Consider the following 17,988-nt stretch of genomic DNA (forward strand, 5'->3'; position numbering starts at 1 on the left):
GCCGATTCAAACGAACGTTTGTATTGGACCTGCGAACTGGTGTAGATATAATGCGCCCCATCGAGAAACGAACCGGTGCCGGGCACTGCGTTCGTCGAATCTGCTTCACATAAAAAGATACCGTGAGCCTTGAGAGTAGGAGATAGCCTGTGGAACGCGAATTTATGGAATTCGACGTCGTCATCGTCGGAGCCGGTCCCTCCGGGCTTTCCGCTGCCTGCCGCCTGAAACAGCGCGCCGCCGATGCCGGCCAGGAAATCAGCGTCTGCGTGGTGGAAAAAGGCTCCGAAGTCGGCGCTCACATTCTGTCGGGCGCGGTGTTCGAGTCCCGCGCTCTCGATGAACTCTTCCCGGACTGGAAAGCGCTTGGCGCCCCCCTGAATACCGAGGTCAAGCGCGACGACGTCTATGTGTTGCGCGACGCCGACCGGGCAAAGAAGGTCCCGGACTTCTTCGTGCCCAAGACCATGCACAACCAGGGTAACTACATCATTTCCCTGGGCAACCTGTGCCGGTGGCTGGCCCAGCAGGCCGAGAACCTGGGCGTGGAAATCTATCCGGGTTTCGCTGCCCAGGAAGCGCTGTTCGATGAAAACGGCGTGGTGCGCGGCATCATCACCGGCGACCTGGGTGTCGATCGTGAAGGCAACCCCAAGGAAGGCCTGTACACGCCGGGCATGGAACTGCGCGCCAAGTACACGCTGTTCGCCGAGGGCTGCCGCGGCCATATCGGCAAGCAGCTGATCAAGCGCTTCAAACTCGACAGTGAATCCGACGTCCAGCATTACGGCATCGGCCTCAAGGAAATCTGGGAAGTCGACCCGGCCCGTCACGAACAGGGCCTGGTCGTGCATACCGCCGGCTGGCCGCTGGACGACGCGAATCCGGGTGGCTCATTCCTCTATCATCTGGAAAACAACCAGATTGTGGTCGGTCTGATCGTCGACCTCTCCTACTCCAATCCGTACCTGTCGCCCTTCGACGAATTCCAGCGCCTCAAGCATCACCCGGTGTTCAAGCAGTATCTGGAAGGCGGCAAACGTATCAGCTACGGCGCGCGCGCCATTGCCAAGGGCGGCCTGAATTCGCTGCCCAAAATGGTATTCGCCGGTGGCGCGCTGATCGGCTGTGACCTGGGCACCCTGAACTTCGCCAAGATCAAGGGCAGCCACACCGCAATGAAGTCCGGCATGCTCGCCGCCGAGGCGGTGGCCGACGCGCTGCTGGCCGGTGGCGAAGGCGGCGACGTGCTGACCGCCTATGTGGACAGCTTCAAGGCGAGCTGGGTGCATGAAGAACTGTTCACCAGCCGCAATTTCGGAGCCGCGATCCACAAATTCGGCGCGATCAAGGGCGGCGCGTTCAACTTCGTTGACCAGAACATCTTCCGTGGAAAGCTGCCGTTCACGCTGCACGATACCAAGCCGGACCATGCCTGCCTCAAACTGGCCGCCGATTCGAAGAAGATCGACTACCCCAAGCCGGACGGCAAGTTGAGCTTCGACAAGCTCAGCTCGGTGTTCCTGTCCAGCACCAACCATGAAGAAGAGCAGCCTTGCCATCTCAAGCTCACCGACCCGAGCATCCCGATCACCAAGAACCTGCCGCTGTACGATGAGCCGGCGCAGCGCTACTGCCCGGCGGGCGTGTACGAAGTGGTCACCCAGGAAGACGGCGAGAAACGCTTCCAGATCAACGCGCAGAACTGCGTGCACTGCAAGACGTGCGACATCAAGGATCCGGCGCAGAACATCACCTGGGTAGCGCCGGAGGGCGCGGGTGGTCCGACCTACCCGAATATGTAGGATTGGTTCTTCATTTGTAGGAGCGGCTTTAGCCGCGATGGATCGCACAGACACATCAAGTTTTGTCGTCTGGGCAGTTGCATCGCGGATAAATCCGCTCCTACAAAAACATGTCGCTCATCCGGACAACACCAGGCGCCTTACTGCCGCCTTCAAGACGCTCGCAAATGAGCGCCCTCTTCCACCGGGCTGTGTTCGAAGTAACGCTTGTACTCCCGACTGAACTGCGACGCGCTCTGATAGCCCACCCGCAGCGCCACCTGCCCCACGCCCAATCCATCACTGGTCAATAACTGTTGAGCCTTGAGCAGCCGCAGGCGCTTGAGGTACTGCACTGGCGACAGGAGCGTGCTGCGTTTGAAGTGCTCATGAAAGGTCGAAACGCTCATATTGGCGCAGCGGGCCAGGGTCTCGACGTTGAGCGCCTGATCGTAGTGATCGTGAAGATAGGCCACCGAGGCTGCGATGCGGGCGAACTGCCCGTGATGCTCGACCAGCGCCCGCAATACTCCCGCCTGTGGTCCACGCAGGGCGTTGAAGATCACGTCCCGCACCCGCGCCGCGCCCATCAACTGACACTCCAGCGGATCCCGCAGGCAGCGCAGCAGACGCTCGACGCTGGCGCGCATGCCCTCGTCGATGACCACCGACGACATGGACTCCGGCGTCTGCGGCTCACAGGCGTCGGCGCCGATACTGCCCATCAGTTGCACCAGCTCACCCAGCAGCGTCCGGTCGATCGCCACCGCCACGCCGTACAAAGGTTTGTCCGGCGTTGCAAATGTCTCGCACTGAAAGGGAACGGAGAGCGCCTGGATCAGATAATGGCCGGCACCGTACTCGAAGGTGCGCGGCCCAAGGCAGGCCACCTTGCGCCCCTGAACCACGATCATCAGGCTGGGGTCGTAGATCTGTGGGCTGCTGGCTACGTAGCTGAACGCCGACAACACCTGGACCTCGGGCAGGAGGGTTTCGACGAAGCCCGGGCGGGTAGCCAGCGGCTTGATGAGGGACACAAGTTCGGCGGTCGCGGAATCAATGGGCATGAATGGGCACAGGTAGAGGAATAGACAGCCCTATCATCGCAGATCTGCCGCTCCAGACGGTGCAGATAATCCGGACGCCGGAGGAATAGGCATGAATGACGGAGTATTCGCCATGGCAGTCCGGCGCTCTGCTGCGGACAATGTCCGCCTGTTTTTCACTTCCTGAATCCACTTAGCGAGGCAAGCTTATGTATACCGCCATCGGTTACGCCGCCCAATCCCCCACCGCGCCCCTGGCCCCCATGACCTTCGAGCGTCGCAGCCTGCGCGCTGATGACGTCGCCATCGACATCCTGTACTGCGGCGTCTGCCACTCCGATATCCATCAGGCCCGCAACGAGTGGGGCATTGCCGTTTACCCACTGATGCCGGGCCACGAAATCGTCGGCCGCGTGACAGCGACTGGTACCGGCGCTTCCAAGTACAAGGTCGGCGATCTGGTCGGCGTTGGTTGCATGGTCGATTCCTGCCGTCAGTGTTCGGCATGCAAGTCGGACCTGGAGCAGTATTGCCTGGAAGGTCCGACCATGACCTACGCCACCCCTGATCGCGTTGACGGCACCAACACCATGGGCGGTTACTCCAGCAGCATCGTGGTGGCCGAGCACTTCGTGGTGCGCATTCCGGAAAACCTGGACCCGGCGGCTGCCGCGCCGATTCTGTGCGCGGGCATCACCACCTACTCGCCGCTCAAGCACTACGGCGTCAAGGCTGGTGACAAGGTCGGCATCCTGGGCATGGGCGGCCTGGGCCACATGGGCATCAAGTTCGCCAAGGCGCTGGGCGCCGAGGTCACCCTGTTCACCCGCTCCGCCGCCAAGGCCGCCGAGGCCCGTCGTCAGGGCGCGGACCATGTGATCGTGTCCACCGACGCCGAGCAGATGAAAGCCGCCGCCGGCCACTTCGACTTTCTGCTCGACACCATTCCGGTCCAGCACGATCTCAATCCGTACCTGGAAACCCTGCGCTTCGACGGCGTGCACATCCTGGTCGGTCTGATCGAACCGGTCGAGCCGCCGGTACACGCGGGCAACCTGGTCATGAGCCGCCGCGTGCTGGCCGGTTCGTTGATCGGCGGCATCGCGGAAACCCAGGAAGTGCTGGATTTCTGCGCTGAGAAAGGCATCACCTGCGACATCGAGATGCTCGACATCCGAAACATCAACGAAGCCTACGAGCGTATGCTGGCCGGTGATGTGAAGTACCGCTTCGTCATCGACATGGCGACCCTCAAGGCCTGACCGCAGGCTGCTCAGACCGCGCCGAGTTCGGCCGACAGTCCCGCTGCCGCTTCCTTGATCAGTGGGACCAGTTCGGCCATTTTCTCCAGCGGCATATAAGGCACGGTACTGGCGATGCTGATGCCGGCAACGATCTGTTTGCTGGCATCCCTTACCGGCGCTGCCACACAGCGGATCGAAGGTTCGTTGTCCTCCAGATCGAATGCGTACCCCCCTTGTACGTACTCCTTGCGTCGTTCGCGCAACTGCTCCCAGGTCTGCTCTTCGTGGGCTGGCCACAGCGGCTGCCTGTCTGCCGCAGGCAGGCTGACATCGTACAGCCGCTGCCATTCCGGTTCGGCAGCATCCAGCAACAAAGCCTTGCCGATGCCAGTGCGCACCAGCGGCATCCGGTGGCCGACGCGAGAGCGCATTTCGGGGCCGTTGCGCCCTGGATTCTTGTGCAGATAAAGCACCTCGTCGCCTTCCCTGACCGCCAGATGCACGGTATCGCCAGTCGCCTCCGAGAGCCGATCCAGCCAGGGACGCGCCAGTATCGCCAGCGGCACCTCCTCACGCGCCTGAAAGCCCAGTTCGATCAGTTTGGGACCTAGCAGGTAGCCGACCTGAGGCAATACCCGCAGATAACGCTCTTCGATCAGACAACTGACCAGTCGGTGGGTGGTGCTGCGCGTCGTGCCGATCTGCCGGGCGATTTCCTTGAGGTCGCGGGCGCCGTTCGCCACCGCCTGGACCACGCCGAGCCCTCGCAGCAACGTCTGAGTGCCGGTGGGCGCTGCCTCTTTGGCGGGGGTCTGTGTGTCGTTTTGCATGTCGGGGTCTTTTTCTAGTCAAAGAGCTGGCGACATTATCGTCGCCAGTCTCCTGGCATGCCACAGGCGTGATATTACAACTCGATGCGCTCGACCTTGCCCACCAGCAGGATGTAGGACAGCGCGCCGATCAGGGCCAGCGTGGCGATATAGGTGATGGCCGGAGCGAAGGAATCGCCGGTCGCCAGAAAGCCGATCACGATAGGCGTGGCGATGGCCGCCATGTTGCCGACCAGATTGAAGGTGCCACCGGTCAGGCCGAGCAGACGCGCGGGTGCCAGCGTCGATACCAGCGACCAGGTGATGGACGCCAACCCGTTGCCGAAGAACGCCAGCGCCAGGAAGGCGATCACCAGCGGCGTGGAGTCCACGAAATTGGCGCCGATGATCGAGGTGGAAATCAGCAGACCGGCAATGATCGGCAGTTTGCGGGCGAAGCCGACCGTATGGCCTCGGCGAATCAGCCAATCGGAGAAGAACCCCGAACAGAGCACGCCGACGAACGCTGCCAGGAATGGCAGAGAAGCCAGCAGCCCGGACTTGATGAAGTCCATGCCCCGGTATTTCACCAGATAGGTCGGAAACCAGGTCAGGAAGAACCACAGCGTGGAGTTCAGGCAGAACTGCCCCAGGTAGATCCCCCACAGTTTGCGCTGGGTCAGGACGATACGCAGATCCGCGGCATTGAACCCGGCCTTCTTCTGCTTCTCGGTGTCAGCCTGGATATCCACCAGCCCACCGCCTTCGCGAATCAGGTCGATCTCCTGCTGGTTCACGCCCTTGAAGTCCCGTGGCTCGCGATAGACCGCATACCAGATCGCCGCCCAGATCACACCCACACCGCCGGTGACGACGAACACCATGTGCCAGCCGTACTTGGCCTGCAACCAGGCCAATACCGGGGTCAGGAACGCCAGGCCGACGAACTGTCCGGAGGTATAGAAGGCAATGGCCGTTGCGCGCTCACGCTCGGGAAACCACGAAGTGACCACCCGGCTGTTGATCGGATAGGCCGGCGCTTCCAGCGCGCCCACCGCCATGCGCAGCACGAACAGGGCGATGAAGCTGGCGGCGAAACCCAGCATGATGGTCGCGATTGACCACAAGGCCAGCGCGACGGTGTAGAGGATACGCGGCGGTACGCGGTCCACCAGCCAGCCGCCGGGCAACTGCATGGCGGCGTAGGTCCAGCCGAAGGCGGAGAAGATCAGGCCGACGTGCACCGGATCCAGGCCCAGATCGCTGGTCAGTGCCGGCGCGGCGATCGACAGGTTGCTGCGGTCCAGGTAGTTGATCACCACCGTGATGAACAACAGGACCATGATGAAATAGCGCTTGCGGCTGGGCGTCGCGAGGGATGCCGCGCCTTCGAGAGTACGTGTGTGCATGGGCTGTGCCTCTTATTGGATTTGTTCGAGGGCTTGCAGATTGAAAAGCAGGCGCCATTCCATCCGGCGCCTGCCTTCAGAGGGTGCCTACAAAATGGCTGCACTCGGCAATACGGCGTTGAAATCGGTCTCAAAATGCTCATTTACTTATGTAAACTCCGCTTTTTCGACCGATTTCGCCTTGTCTTGCCTTTGCTCGCCGATTCTGTAAACACCCTCTTAGACGGCCATCACCATTCGGCGAAGCTGCCATCCGCGTGGCGCCAGATCGGGTTGCGCCAGCGGTGACCGATGGCCGCCCGCTCCTTCACATATTCCTCGTTGATCTCGATGCCCAGACCGGGTCCGTTGGGAATCTTCACCATGCCGTTTTCGTAGTCGAAGACTTCCGGGTGTTTGACGTAGTCGAGCAGGTCGTTGCTCTCGTTGTAATGAATGCCCAGGCTCTGCTCCTGGATGAAGGCGTTGTAGCAGGCGGCGTCCAGCTGCAGACAGGCAGCCAGGGCAATCGGACCCAGCGGGCAATGCAGCGCCAGCGCCACGTCATACGCCTCGGCCATGTTGGCGATCTTGCGGGTTTCAGTGATGCCCCCGGCGTGCGAGGCATCCGGCTGGATGATGTCGACGTAACCCTCGCTCAGGATCCGCTTGAAATCCCAGCGTGAATACAACCGCTCGCCCAGGGCGATTGGTGTGCTGGTCAGCGGTGCCAGCTCCTTGAGCGCTTCGTAGTTCTCGCTCAGCACCGGTTCTTCGATGAACATCAGCTTGAACGGGTCCAGCTCTTTCATCAGCACCTTGGCCATGGGTTTATGCACACGGCCATGGAAATCGACGCCGATTCCGACGTTCGGCCCGACCGCGTCACGCACGGCCGCGACGCTGGCCAGCGCCAGGTCCACCTTGTCGAAGGTGTCGAGGAATTGCAGTTCGGCAGTGCCGTTCATCTTCACCGCCGTAAAACCGCGCTCCACCGCGTCCCGCGCCTGCCGGGCGGTATCGGCTGGACGGTCGCCGCCGATCCACGAGTAGACGCGGATCTTGTCGCGCACCTGACCGCCGAGCAGATCGCTCACCGACACGCCCAGCGCCTTGCCCTTGATGTCCCACAAGGCCTGATCGATACCGGCCAACGCACTCATGTGCACCGCGCCGCCACGGTAGAAGCCGCCGCGATAGAGCACGGTCCAGATGTCTTCGATATTGCGCGGGTCTTTGCCGATCAGATAATCGGACAACTCCTCCACCGCGGCGGCCACGGTATGGGCACGACCTTCGACCACCGGTTCGCCCCAGCCGACCACGCCTTCGTCGGTCTCGACTTTGAGGAAGCACCAGCGCGGCGGAACGATGAATGTTGTCAGGCGAGTGATTTTCATGGATGGGCTCTCTTATTGATCTTGGTGATAGTCGGGAAAAGTCAGTGGGCGGCGCCGGTCAGGTCGCGCCAGGCGCGTACATAGGCGCCCGCCCGGTCCTCGACGTCCGCCACGCTCATGCCTGGCTTGAACAGTCCCGAACCCAGGCCGAAGCCCTTGACGCCGGCCTGCACGAACGCCTGCATGTTGTCCGGCGTGATGCCGCCGACCGGCAGCAGCACCGTGCCAAGCGGCAGCACGGCAAGCCAGGCCTTGACCACGGCGGGAGACATTTGCTCGGCCGGAAACAGCTTGAGCACGTCGGCCCCCTCTCCCAGCGCGGCGAAGGCCTCGGTGGGTGTCGCCACGCCGGGCGACAGGAACATTCCGGCTGCCTTGGCGGCGCGCAGTACGCGGGCATCGCTGTGCGGCATGACGATGACTTGTCCGCCCGCTTCTTTGACCTGCACGACTTGCTCCGGCGTCAGGACAGTCCCTGCACCGATCAGGCAATCGGCAGGCAAGCGCTGGCGCAGCAAGCCGATACTGTCCAGCGGCTGCGGCGAATTGAGCGGGACTTCGATGACTCGAAAACCGGCCTGATACAGAACATCACCGATGGCAGGCGCCTCTTCCGGGCGCAATCCGCGCAGGATCGCCACCAGACCGTTTTCCTTCAAAGCTTGCTTGAGCATTTCACACCTCGTTCGAAAGGGTTGTTGACGCGCCTGGCACCAGCCCGGCTTCGACCGCCACCTGCCACAGCCCGCGCTCGGTGGCCTGTTCGGCCAGCGCGACCCGGCCGAAGCCCGCGGCGGCCAGACCGCGCGAATAACGCGCGCATAGGGCATCGTTGCCGATCAGTACGATGGAAGGCGAAGACGTACGGCGTTGCGCAGCAAGGGCCGCCAGCTCGTGACCGATGAGCAGGCCAGACATATAATCGGGTTGAGCCGCCGGGTCGAGCTGCCCGGTCAAGCCCAGCGTCCGGGTACTGAAGATGGTCGACAGCGGCCCCGCCGCGCCGCCGGCGGACAGAGCGATTTCAAGGCCGCGGTCGAAAGCGGCGGTGTCGAAGTCGTCGCCCCGCTGCATGGTGCGGCCCAGAATGGTGTGTGCACAGAGAGCGGCGTAGACCTCGCCGGTCATGAACGTATCGAAATGGCGGATCTGGCCTTGCGCGACGTCCACCCATTTGGAATGGCTTCCCGGCAGGCCGATCAACAGGGGCTGCCCGGCCTGCTCGGCGGACAGAGAGGCCAGTACGCCCAGCACCTGAGTTTCCTCCCCGCGCATGACGTTGGGCAGGGTCGAGCGCTGCAAGACGCCTGGGACGATATGCACCGTGACGCCGCGCACGCTGCGAACCGATTCAAGGGCCGCGCCCAGCTCGTGGACACTGGCCGGAGTTTCCCGATACGGCGCCTCGCGCCAGCCTTGGGCGCTGCCCACCATCCCGCAGGCGATGACCGGCAGATCGGGCTCGGCATTCAGCCAGTCGCCACAGGCTTCGTCCAGCGCGAGCTCGAAACCGTCGCTGCACAATTCGCCGGCGATCAGCCGAGGCGTTTGCGGCAATTGCATGATGCCCGCGCTCAACGCGCGTTGTTGCAAGACCTGGCCATGCTCGCCAAGTCGATAAGCCCGCAGTGAGGTCGTCCCCCAATCGAGCGCGATCAATTGCGCCTGCATTGCTTCACCTGTTGTTTTTTTTGACGTGAGTGCGGGCTGACTATAAACCTGTTACGGGATTTATCTCAATATATAAATTGGCATCCCATATATAGGGATTTTAACGATCTAGAAAATTTGCGCTGGGGATGATCCGCTGCTATTAGTCATGGCTGAATTCCGCTGTGCCACCCTTTCAGGTTCTGCACGCCCGGCCATCAGGCCGTGGTGGTAACGTGCCTGCCGCTGCGCGGCAGATCGCGGATACAGGAATTTGCGCAAGTTGTAGGAGCCAGCTTGCTGGCGAAAGAACGATGATGCGGTTCGCCCGAGAGACTGCATTGTCCGGTTCTGCTGCCGCTGCGCGGCAGATCGCGAGCAAGGCGGAACGCCGCCCCGGTCGCTCCTACAGGATCGTGGGAGCCAGCTTGCTGGCGATGAATGCGCTTTCACCCCCTCGATACGCTCCAGCCACTCAAGGACCTCGCCCCCATGAAGCGATTTCTCGTGCTCGACAGTTTCCGCGGGCTGTGTGCGCTGGCTGTGGTGTTTCACCACTTTCATGCCACCCAGAGCCTGACCGAACTGGCGTTCTTCAAACACGCCAACTACCTGGTGAACTTCTTCTTCGTATTGAGCGGCTTCGTGCTTTGTCATATCTATGCCGGCCGCCTTTGCACAACCCCGCTACTCAAACGCTTCGTCATCACCCGCTTCTGCCGCCTCTATCCGCTGCATCTCGCGACGCTGCTGGTCGCGCTGCTGTTCGAAGGCATGAAACTGGTTCTGGAAAACGTTGGTGTCGGTTTTTCCGCCGCCAGTTTCAGCGGGGCCCGGGCGCCCGGGGAAATTCTGCCCAACCTGCTGCTGTTGCAATCCTGGTGGCCCGGCTTCGACCAGATGTCGTTCAACTTTCCGTCGTGGAGCATCAGCGTCGAGTTCTATCTGTACCTGCTGTTCGCACTGATCACGGCCGTGCTGCCCGGCCTGTGGCCACAGGCGTTCCTGGCGATTGCAGTCTGGGCGTTCGCGGCGCTGTATTTTCAGAGCACGCTGTTCACCGAGGGCGCATTGGTAGGCCTGGGCTGTTTTTTCAGTGGAGCCTTGACCTATCGGCTGTACGATCGATTCAAAGGGCTGCGCTGGAACCCACATGTGGCAACGCTGGTGGAAGCCCTCAGTCTATGCGCAGGAGTAACGGCGGTGGCATACAGCGGCGTATCGCAGAACATTTTCCTGAGTTTGCTGTTCTGCGCCGTGATCGCGATCTTCGCCTTCGAAGCGGGAAGCGTGTCGACGCTTTTACGCACCCATCCGTTCAAGTGGGCTGGAACCCTGTCGTTCTCGATCTACATGACCCATACGATCGTTCTGTTCCTGCTGACCACCGGCATGATGGTGATCGGCAAGCTGACCGGGCTGACACTGCTGGTGGACATACCCAGCGAGGTCCTCGGCGGGGCGGTACGCTACATCGACACCGGCAGCCTGCTACTCGACAACCTGGTGATCCTGGCGGGCGTGGTGATGGTGCTGGTGCTTTCGACCCTGACGTACCGCTATATCGAGTTGCCAGGCATCGCGCTGGGCAAATACTGGAGTCACAAGGCCGCCGGAGACGCGGCCGATGCTGCCCGGGGCCGCGAACCAGCGGCCTGACCGTCGAGCATAAAAAAACGCCCCTCGAAAGGGGCGTTTTTCATCAACCGCCGGACGCGATCAACGCTCCAGCAGGATCCGCAACATGCGACGTAGCGGCTCGGCCGCGCCCCACAGCAGCTGGTCGCCGACGGTAAAGGCCCCCAGGTACTGCGAACCCATGTTCAGTTTGCGCAGACGGCCGACCGGAACGGTCATGGTGCCAGTCACGGCAGTCGGACTCAGTTCCTGGATGCTGGCTTCGCGATGGTTCGGCACCAGCTTGACCCAAGGATTGTGCTGACTGATCAGACCTTCGATGTCGGCGATCGGCACATCCTTGTTGAGCTTGATGGTCAGCGCCTGGCTATGGCAACGCATCGCGCCGATACGTACGCAGATGCCGTCGACCGGAATCGGGCTCTTGAAGCGGCCCAGAATCTTGTTGGTCTCGGCCTGGGCCTTCCACTCTTCACGGCTCTGGCCGTTAGGCAGTTCCTTGTCGATCCACGGGATCAGGCTGCCCGCCAGCGGCGCGCCGAAGTTCTCGGTCGGGAACGCGTCGCCGCGCATGGCTTCGGCGACCTTGCGGTCGATGTCGAGGATGGCGCTGGCCGGATTGGCCAGGTCATCGGCCACGGAACCGTTGACCGCGCCCATCTGGCGAATCAGTTCGCGCATGTTCTGCGCGCCCGCGCCCGAGGCGGCCTGATAAGTCATGGCCGTCATCCACTCCACCAGACCTGCTTCAAACAGGCCACCCAGGCCCATGAGCATCAGGCTGACGGTGCAATTGCCGCCAACGTAGTTCTTGGTGCCAGCGTCCAGTTGCTGGTCGATGACCTTGCGGTTCACCGGATCGAGCACGATCACCGCATCGTCCTGCATGCGCAGGCTGGAGGCGGCATCGATCCAGTAGCCCTGCCAGCCAGCTTCGCGCAGCTTGGGGAACACCTCGTTGGTGTAGTCGCCGCCCTGGCAGGTCAGGATCACGTCCAGGGTTTTCAGTTCGTCGATGCTGTACGCATCCTTCAGAGGCGCGACGTCCTTGCCCACCGACGGGGCCGGGCCGCCGACATTCGAAGTGGTAAAGAACACCGGCTCAATGAGGTCGAAGTCCTGCTCTTCCCGCATCCGCTGCATGAGCACGGAACCGACCATGCCACGCCAACCGATCAGACCTACACGTTTCATCGCAACAACACCTTAAATAAAAGTGGGACCACCGCCTGCGTCCTGTACAGCAGCCGGCGGGCCAGAGAGATTACAGATTCCTTAGCGCGGCGACTACTGCGTCGCCCATTTCGCGAGTGCCGACCTTGACGGTGCCGGTCGACCAGATGTCGCCGGTGCGCAGCCCCTGGTCGAGCACCAGGCTGACCGCCTTCTCGATGGCATCGGCCGCTTCGCCCAGATTGAAGCTGTAACGCAGCATCATTGAGACCGACAGAATGGTCGCCAGCGGGTTGGCAATGCCCTGCCCCGCGATGTCCGGCGCCGAACCGTGGCACGGCTCGTACATGCCCTTGTTGTTGGCATCCAGCGAAGCAGACGGCAGCATACCGATGGAACCGGTCAGCATCGAAGCTTCATCCGACAGAATGTCGCCAAACATGTTGTCGGTCACGATCACGTCGAACTGCTTGGGTGCGCGTACCAGCTGCATGGCGGCATTGTCGACGTACATGTGGCTGAGCTCCACCTCCGGGTAATCCTTGGCGACCTGCTCGACCACTTCGCGCCACAGCTGGCTGGAGGCGAGCACGTTGGCCTTGTCCACCGAGCACAGCTTCTTGCCGCGCACCATCGCCATGTCGAAACCGACGCGGGCGATGCGGCGGATTTCGCTTTCGCTGTACGGCAGCGTGTCGTACGACTGACGCTCGCCGTTTTCCAGTTCGCGGGTGCCGCGTGGCGCGCCGAAGTAGATGCCGCCGGTCAGTTCACGAACGATCAGGATGTCCAGGCCAGCGACGATCTCCGGCTTGAGGCTCGACGCATCGGCCAGTTGCGGATACAGAATCGCGGGACGCAAGTTGCCGAACAGGCCCAGTTGCGAACGGATTTTCAGCAGACCACGCTCGGGGCGGATGTCGCGCTCGATGGCATCCCACTTGGGTCCGCCGACCGCGCCGAGCAGAACGGCGTCGGCGGCGCGAGCGCGCTCCAGGGTCTCATCGGCCAGCGGCACGCCATGCTTGTCGATGGCCGCGCCACCGATCACGTCGTGGCTCAGCTCGAAATCCAGCTGATACTTCTGATTGGCCAGCTCCAGTACCTTGACCGCTTCGGTCATGATTTCCGGACCGATACCGTCGCCTGGGAGAATCAGAATCTGCTTGCTCATAACTTCCTCGATAGGATCAATCGGCGCTGTCGGCAGCGCCGGTCTGCAATGTATTTAGCGTTCGGCCCACAGCACCAGCACATCGGTACTGAACGAGCCATCTTCGGCAATTTCAAAATAGTCGCGCACTTCAGCGCCCATGGCCTGCTGCAGTTCCCGGATCGCCACCCGCAACGCTTGCGGGGTGCGCATGCGCTCGACCCACGAGCCGAACTCCAGGTGCAGCCGCTGACGCGCGTGACTGCGCACGAACAGACCGGCATCGCTGACCTGATGCAGCCATTCGGCGGCGCTGTAATCGCGAACATGACTGGTGTCGCGCAGCACCTCCACGGTCTGCAGGTAAGTGTCGAGCAGCGGACTGCCCGGCGACATCACGTCAACGATCGCCAGCACACCGCCAGGCTTGAGCACGCGGCGCGCTTCACGCAGCGCCAGCGCCAGATCGCTCCAGTGGTGAGCGGAATAGCGACTGAACACGAAGTCGAACTCGCCATCGCCGAACGGCAGACGCTCGGCCGCGCCCCTGCGCAGTACGAATGTTATTCAGCCCCTTGTCGCGCGCCGCGGCCTCGACCACATCGAGCATCTGCCGCGAAAGGTCGTACGCTACCACTTCGGCCACCGCGGGCGCGACATGGAAACTCACATGCCCGGCCCCGCAACCCAGGTCCAGCACCCGCGCGTCACTGCGACCGGCCACTTCGGCCTGTAGCAGAGCGAACTCGGCGCCTTGAGCATGCACGGCACTGCTCAGATAGGCCGACGCCTGTTAGCCGAACTGGCGCTGGACAACCTGGGTGTGGGCGGAATTGGTCATGCTGTATCCCTTTTACGCTATGCGCTTGATCTATCGCCAGCAAGACGGATCGCCGCCCGCTGGCTCCTACGACGACCGAGTCGTGCCCGCTTTTTGTAGGAGCCAGCTTGCTGGCGATTCGCTTCACCGGCGATGTTGCGCGTCGGCGGGTCAGTCGCGGAACAACCAAGGCTGGCTGGCGCGGTGCTTGCTCTCGAACGCGGCAATGGCGTCGGCGTCGACCAGGGTCAGACCAATGTCATCCAGGCCATTGAGCAAGCAGTGCTTGCGGAACGCGTCCACCTCGAAGCCCAGCACCCTGCCGTCAGGGCGGGTCACGGTCTGCGCCTGCAAATCGATGGTCAACTGATAACCGGGGTTGGCCTCGACCTGCTTGAACAGCTGATCGACCTCCTCTTCATCGAGGATGATCGGCAGCAGGCCGTTCTTGAAGCTGTTGTTGAAAAAGATGTCGGCATAACTTGGCGCGATGATTGCGCAGAAACCGTATTCGTCCAGCGCCCAGGGCGCGTGCTCGCGGCTGGAGCCACAGCCGAAGTTTTCCCGAGCCAGCAGAACGCTCGCACCTTGGTAACGATCGTGGTTGAGCACGAACTCAGGATTGAGCGGGCGCTTGGAGTTGTCCTGATAAGGCTGACCCACATCCAGGTAACGCCACTCGTCGAACAGGTTCGGACCAAAGCCGGTGCGCTTGATCGACTTCAGGAATTGCTTGGGGATGATCTGGTCGGTATCAACATTGGCACGGTCCAACGGAGCAACGATGCCGGTGTGCTGAGTGAAGGCTTTCATGCTTGGGCTCCTTGCTGGATCAGATCGCGAACGTCGATGAAATGGCCCTGCACGGCGGCAGCGGCGGCCATGGCCGGGCTGACAAGGTGAGTACGGCCACCGGCGCCCTGACGACCTTCGAAGTTGCGGTTGGAGGTCGACGCGCAATGCTCGCCGGCGCCGAGGCGGTCCGGGTTCATCGCCAGGCACATCGAGCAGCCCGGCTCACGCCATTCGAAACCCGCTTCGATGAAGATCCGGTCCAGCCCTTCCTTTTCCGCCTGCTCCTTGATCAGACCGGAGCCGGGCACCACCATCGCCTGCTTGATGGTCGAGGCCACTTTGCGGCCCTTGGCGATTTCCGCCGCGGCGCGCAAGTCCTCGATTCGCGAGTTGGTGCATGAACCAATGAACACCCGATCCAGCTTGATATCGGTAATCGGCTGATTGGCCTGCAAGCCCATGTACTTGAGCGCGCGCTCGATAGAGCCGCGCTTGACCAGATCCGGCTCGGCGGCTGGATCGGGCACGTTCTGATCGACGGCCAGAACCATTTCCGGCGAAGTACCCCAGCTGACTTGCGGCTTGATCTGAGCGGCATCGAGCACGACTTCGGCATCGAACACCGCGTCGGCGTCGGACACCAGGTCCTTCCAGGCTTCGACCGCCATGTCCCATTCAGCGCCCTTTGGCGAGAACGGACGGCCTTTCACGTATTCAACGGTTTTCTCGTCGGTGGCGACCATACCAACGCGGGCGCCGGCCTCGATGGACATGTTGCAGATGGTCATGCGGCCTTCGATGGACAGGTCGCGGATCGCGCTGCCGGCGAATTCGATGGCATAGCCGTTGCCACCCGCCGTGCCGATCTTGCCGATGACGGCGAGCACGATGTCCTTGGCGGTCACGCCGAACGGCAGCGTGCCTTCGACCGACACGCGCATGTTCTTCATTTTCTTGGCGACCAGACACTGGGTCGCGAGCACGTGCTCGACCTCGGAAGTGCCGATGCCGTGGGCGAGTGCGCCGAACGCACCGTGGGTCGAGGTGTGCGAGTCGCCGCAGACCACGCTCATGCCCGGCAAGGTCGCGCCCTGCTCCGGACCGATGACGTGAACGATGCCCTGGCGCGGGTCGTTCATCTTGAACTCGGTGATGCCGTATTCATCGCAGTTGTCGTCCAGGGTCTGAACCTGCAGACGCGACACCTGGTCGGCGATGGCCTCGACGCCGCCCTTGCGCTCGGCGGTGGTCGGCACGTTATGGTCGGGGGTGGCGACGATCGAATCGATGCGCCATGGCTTGCGGCCGGCCAGACGCAGACCCTCGAACGCCTGGGGCGAGGTCACTTCGTGGATGATGTGACGGTCGATATAGATCAGCGCCGAACCATCGTCGCGCTGTTTGACCAAGTGCGAATCCCAGAGCTTGTCGTAAAGCGTTTTGCCGGCCATCGGACTACTTCCTCATCAGATCTTTTCTATGCCCCGGGTCGTCGTTCTCTATCGCCGCTTGACCCCTTGGCTTGTGAGGTCATGCTATGAAATATGCTTAAATAACTCAAATTCATAATTTTCATAGTTTGGATAACCAACTGGAATCCCAAGATGGACCTGGCCAACCTCAATGCCTTTATAGCGATTGCTGAAACAGGCAGCTTTTCCGGGGCCGGCGAACGCCTGCACCTGACCCAGCCGGCGATCAGCAAACGCATTGCCGGACTGGAGCAACAACTGAACGTGCGCCTGTTCGACCGGATCGGCCGCGAGGTCAGTCTCACCGAGGCCGGCCGCGCCTTGCTGCCCAGGGCCTACCAGATCCTCAACGTGCTGGATGACACACGCCGGGCGTTGACCAACCTGACCGGCGAGGTCACCGGGCGCCTGACCCTGGCGACAAGCCATCACATCGGCTTGCACCGCCTGCCGCCGGTCCTTCGCGAGTTCACCAGAGCCTTCCCGCACGTCGCGCTGGATATTCAGTTTCTCGACTCGGAGGTTGCCTACGAGGAAATTCTCCACGGTCGCGCAGAGCTGGCGGTCATCACCCTGGCACCCGAGCCGCACCCGCTGGTGCGCGCGGTGCCGGTCTGGGACGATCCGCTGGATTTCGTCGCCGCGCCGGAGCACCCGCTGACCAACAGCGGGTCAATGCAGTTGCGGGACATCGTCGGCTACCCGGCGGTATTCCCCGGCGGCAACACCTTCACCCACCACATCGTCAGTGCGCTGTGCGAAGCCCAAGGACTCAAACCCAATATCGCCATGAGCACCAACTATATGGAAACCATCAAAATGATGGTCTCCATCGGTCTGGCGTGGAGCGTGCTGCCGCGCACCATGCTCGACGAGCAGGTGTCGCGCATCCCTTTGCCGGGCGTACAGCTGCAACGCCAGCTAGGCTACATTCTGCATACCGAGCGCACGCTCTCGAATGCCGCCAGGGCATTTATGCGGTTACTCGACGCAGAGACACAGGCTTGGCCGGACGGCGATCTGCCGGGAGCATAAACGCGAGCATAAAAAAGGCGCCTCGCGGCGCCTTTTTTCCAACCTGATAACTCAGCTCGCGTCCTGGGGCAGGACTTTCTGAGCATTGAGCGGGATACGCTTTGGCTTGGCCTCTTCCGGCACATTACGCACCAGATCGATGTTCAGCAGCCCGTGGGCCAGATCCGCACTCTTGACTTCGATATTGTCCGCCAGCCGGAACGCCAGCCTGAACTCGCGGCGGGCAATGCCCTGGTGCAGATAGGTCACGTTGTCCGCCTCGCGATCACGCTTGCTGCCCACCACGGTGAGCACGCCCTTCTCGACCTGCAATTCCAGATCCTCTTCCTGCATGCCGGCGGCGGCGATCACGATACGGTAATGGTCATCGGCATGGCGCTCCACATTGTAGGGAGGGTAGCCACTGCTCGAATCGTTGCGACCCGCGGTTTCGAACAGGTCGTTGAAACGGTCGAAGCCCACTGAGTGACGAAACAGTGGAGCCAGAGAAAATGCAGTCGTCATGATAATTCTCCTGTATTCAGCGAGTAGTTTTCGCGACCCTTGTCAGGCATCGCTTAATCCCCAAAGTAGGGACGGCC

The 17,988-nt window shown here is 61.9% G+C and carries 15 protein-coding genes and 1 pseudogene; 4 read left to right on the forward strand and 12 right to left on the reverse strand.

The features are described 5' to 3' along the window. Positions 1 to 149 precede the first annotated feature (149 nt). Positions 150 to 1,805, forward strand: coding sequence for an electron transfer flavoprotein-ubiquinone oxidoreductase (locus TRP66_RS04810; RefSeq protein WP_333400221.1), 1,656 nt, complete (start codon positions 150 to 152; stop codon positions 1,803 to 1,805). Positions 1,806 to 1,957: 152 nt separating this feature from the next. Here TRP66_RS04810 and TRP66_RS04815 read toward each other — a convergent pair whose 3' ends face one another. Then, positions 1,958 to 2,851, reverse strand: a complete 894-nt coding sequence (locus TRP66_RS04815) for an AraC family transcriptional regulator (RefSeq protein WP_333400222.1) — start codon at positions 2,849 to 2,851, stop codon at positions 1,958 to 1,960. A gap of 188 nt (positions 2,852 to 3,039) precedes the next feature. On the opposite strand from TRP66_RS04815, the gene TRP66_RS04820 reads away from it, so the two are divergent. After that, positions 3,040 to 4,092 (forward strand): NAD(P)-dependent alcohol dehydrogenase, encoded by a 1,053-nt coding sequence (locus tag TRP66_RS04820; RefSeq protein WP_333400223.1) that lies wholly within the window; start codon positions 3,040 to 3,042, stop codon positions 4,090 to 4,092. A gap of 11 nt (positions 4,093 to 4,103) precedes the next feature. On the opposite strand, the gene TRP66_RS04825 is transcribed toward TRP66_RS04820, so the two are convergent. From TRP66_RS04825 to TRP66_RS04845, 5 genes are all read right to left on the reverse strand, one after another. Further along, complete coding sequence (locus tag TRP66_RS04825) at positions 4,104 to 4,904, reverse strand: IclR family transcriptional regulator (RefSeq protein WP_333400224.1); 801 nt, start codon at positions 4,902 to 4,904, stop codon at positions 4,104 to 4,106. 74 nt (positions 4,905 to 4,978) lie between these two features. Further along, the gene (locus tag TRP66_RS04830) at positions 4,979 to 6,292 is read right to left on the reverse strand and encodes an MFS transporter (protein WP_333400225.1); all 1,314 of its coding nucleotides are present in this window, start codon (positions 6,290 to 6,292) and stop codon (positions 4,979 to 4,981) included. Positions 6,293 to 6,522: 230 nt separating this feature from the next. Next, positions 6,523 to 7,671 (reverse strand): galactonate dehydratase, encoded by a 1,149-nt coding sequence (gene dgoD, locus TRP66_RS04835; protein ID WP_333400226.1) that lies wholly within the window; start codon positions 7,669 to 7,671, stop codon positions 6,523 to 6,525. Between the two features lie 41 nt (positions 7,672 to 7,712). After that, the gene (locus tag TRP66_RS04840; RefSeq protein ID WP_333400227.1) at positions 7,713 to 8,345 is read right to left on the reverse strand and encodes a 2-dehydro-3-deoxy-6-phosphogalactonate aldolase; all 633 of its coding nucleotides are present in this window, start codon (positions 8,343 to 8,345) and stop codon (positions 7,713 to 7,715) included. A gap of 1 nt (position 8,346) precedes the next feature. Then, entirely contained in the window at positions 8,347 to 9,342 is a 996-nt protein-coding gene (locus TRP66_RS04845) for a 2-dehydro-3-deoxygalactonokinase (RefSeq protein ID WP_333400228.1), read from the reverse strand. A gap of 471 nt (positions 9,343 to 9,813) precedes the next feature. Between TRP66_RS04845 and TRP66_RS04850 the strand changes: the two genes are divergently transcribed. Beyond that, entirely contained in the window at positions 9,814 to 10,980 is a 1,167-nt protein-coding gene (locus tag TRP66_RS04850) for an acyltransferase family protein (RefSeq protein WP_333400229.1), read from the forward strand. Positions 10,981 to 11,040: 60 nt separating this feature from the next. On the opposite strand, the gene asd is transcribed toward TRP66_RS04850, so the two are convergent. The 5 genes and pseudogenes from asd to leuC all read right to left on the reverse strand — a co-directional run bounded on the left by asd (position 11,041) and on the right by leuC (position 16,351). Beyond that, positions 11,041 to 12,153, reverse strand: a complete 1,113-nt coding sequence (gene asd / locus TRP66_RS04855; RefSeq protein WP_333400230.1) for an aspartate-semialdehyde dehydrogenase — start codon at positions 12,151 to 12,153, stop codon at positions 11,041 to 11,043. A gap of 70 nt (positions 12,154 to 12,223) precedes the next feature. Further along, a complete protein-coding gene (leuB, locus tag TRP66_RS04860) occupies positions 12,224 to 13,306 on the reverse strand; it encodes a 3-isopropylmalate dehydrogenase (protein ID WP_333400231.1) in 1,083 nt (360 codons plus the stop codon). A 54-nt stretch (positions 13,307 to 13,360) separates the two neighbouring features. After that, a pseudogene (locus TRP66_RS04865) lies at positions 13,361 to 14,063 on the reverse strand (class I SAM-dependent methyltransferase). Between the two features lie 213 nt (positions 14,064 to 14,276). After that, positions 14,277 to 14,918, reverse strand: coding sequence for a 3-isopropylmalate dehydratase small subunit (gene leuD, locus TRP66_RS04870; RefSeq protein WP_333400232.1), 642 nt, complete (start codon positions 14,916 to 14,918; stop codon positions 14,277 to 14,279). Further along, positions 14,915 to 16,351, reverse strand: coding sequence for a 3-isopropylmalate dehydratase large subunit (gene leuC, locus TRP66_RS04875; protein WP_333400234.1), 1,437 nt, complete (start codon positions 16,349 to 16,351; stop codon positions 14,915 to 14,917). Before leuC ends, leuD begins: the two co-directional genes overlap by 4 nt. Positions 16,352 to 16,504: 153 nt before the next feature. Between leuC and TRP66_RS04880 the strand changes: the two genes are divergently transcribed. Then, positions 16,505 to 17,407: a LysR family transcriptional regulator gene (locus TRP66_RS04880; RefSeq protein ID WP_333400235.1), complete on the forward strand. Its 903-nt coding sequence runs from the start codon at positions 16,505 to 16,507 to the stop codon at positions 17,405 to 17,407. A gap of 51 nt (positions 17,408 to 17,458) precedes the next feature. Here TRP66_RS04880 and TRP66_RS04885 read toward each other — a convergent pair whose 3' ends face one another. Next, positions 17,459 to 17,911: an Hsp20 family protein gene (locus TRP66_RS04885; RefSeq protein WP_333400236.1), complete on the reverse strand. Its 453-nt coding sequence runs from the start codon at positions 17,909 to 17,911 to the stop codon at positions 17,459 to 17,461. Positions 17,912 to 17,988: the final 77 nt, after the last annotated feature.

Source organism: Pseudomonas sp. JDS28PS106 (genome assembly GCF_036706555.1).
In the GTDB taxonomy this organism is placed as follows: Bacteria; Pseudomonadota; Gammaproteobacteria; order Pseudomonadales; family Pseudomonadaceae; genus Aquipseudomonas.

What these genes read in the sequence shown, in the direction of transcription:
- TRP66_RS04815 (WP_333400222.1), bottom strand. Translation starts at nt 2,851, where the DNA reads ATGCCCATTGATTCCGCGACCGCCGAACTTGTGTCCCTCATCAAGCCG.
- TRP66_RS04820 (WP_333400223.1), top strand. Translation starts at nt 3,040, where the DNA reads ATGTATACCGCCATCGGTTACGCCGCCCAATCCCCCACCGCGCCCCTG.
- TRP66_RS04825 (WP_333400224.1), bottom strand. Translation starts at nt 4,904, where the DNA reads ATGCAAAACGACACACAGACCCCCGCCAAAGAGGCAGCGCCCACCGGC.
- TRP66_RS04830 (WP_333400225.1), bottom strand. Translation starts at nt 6,292, where the DNA reads ATGCACACACGTACTCTCGAAGGCGCGGCATCCCTCGCGACGCCCAGC.
- dgoD (WP_333400226.1), bottom strand. Translation starts at nt 7,671, where the DNA reads ATGAAAATCACTCGCCTGACAACATTCATCGTTCCGCCGCGCTGGTGC.
- TRP66_RS04840 (WP_333400227.1), bottom strand. Translation starts at nt 8,345, where the DNA reads ATGCTCAAGCAAGCTTTGAAGGAAAACGGTCTGGTGGCGATCCTGCGC.
- TRP66_RS04845 (WP_333400228.1), bottom strand. Translation starts at nt 9,342, where the DNA reads ATGCAGGCGCAATTGATCGCGCTCGATTGGGGGACGACCTCACTGCGG.
- TRP66_RS04850 (WP_333400229.1), top strand. Translation starts at nt 9,814, where the DNA reads ATGAAGCGATTTCTCGTGCTCGACAGTTTCCGCGGGCTGTGTGCGCTG.
- asd (WP_333400230.1), bottom strand. Translation starts at nt 12,153, where the DNA reads ATGAAACGTGTAGGTCTGATCGGTTGGCGTGGCATGGTCGGTTCCGTG.
- leuB (WP_333400231.1), bottom strand. Translation starts at nt 13,306, where the DNA reads ATGAGCAAGCAGATTCTGATTCTCCCAGGCGACGGTATCGGTCCGGAA.
- leuD (WP_333400232.1), bottom strand. Translation starts at nt 14,918, where the DNA reads ATGAAAGCCTTCACTCAGCACACCGGCATCGTTGCTCCGTTGGACCGT.
- leuC (WP_333400234.1), bottom strand. Translation starts at nt 16,351, where the DNA reads ATGGCCGGCAAAACGCTTTACGACAAGCTCTGGGATTCGCACTTGGTC.
- TRP66_RS04880 (WP_333400235.1), top strand. Translation starts at nt 16,505, where the DNA reads ATGGACCTGGCCAACCTCAATGCCTTTATAGCGATTGCTGAAACAGGC.
- TRP66_RS04885 (WP_333400236.1), bottom strand. Translation starts at nt 17,911, where the DNA reads ATGACGACTGCATTTTCTCTGGCTCCACTGTTTCGTCACTCAGTGGGC.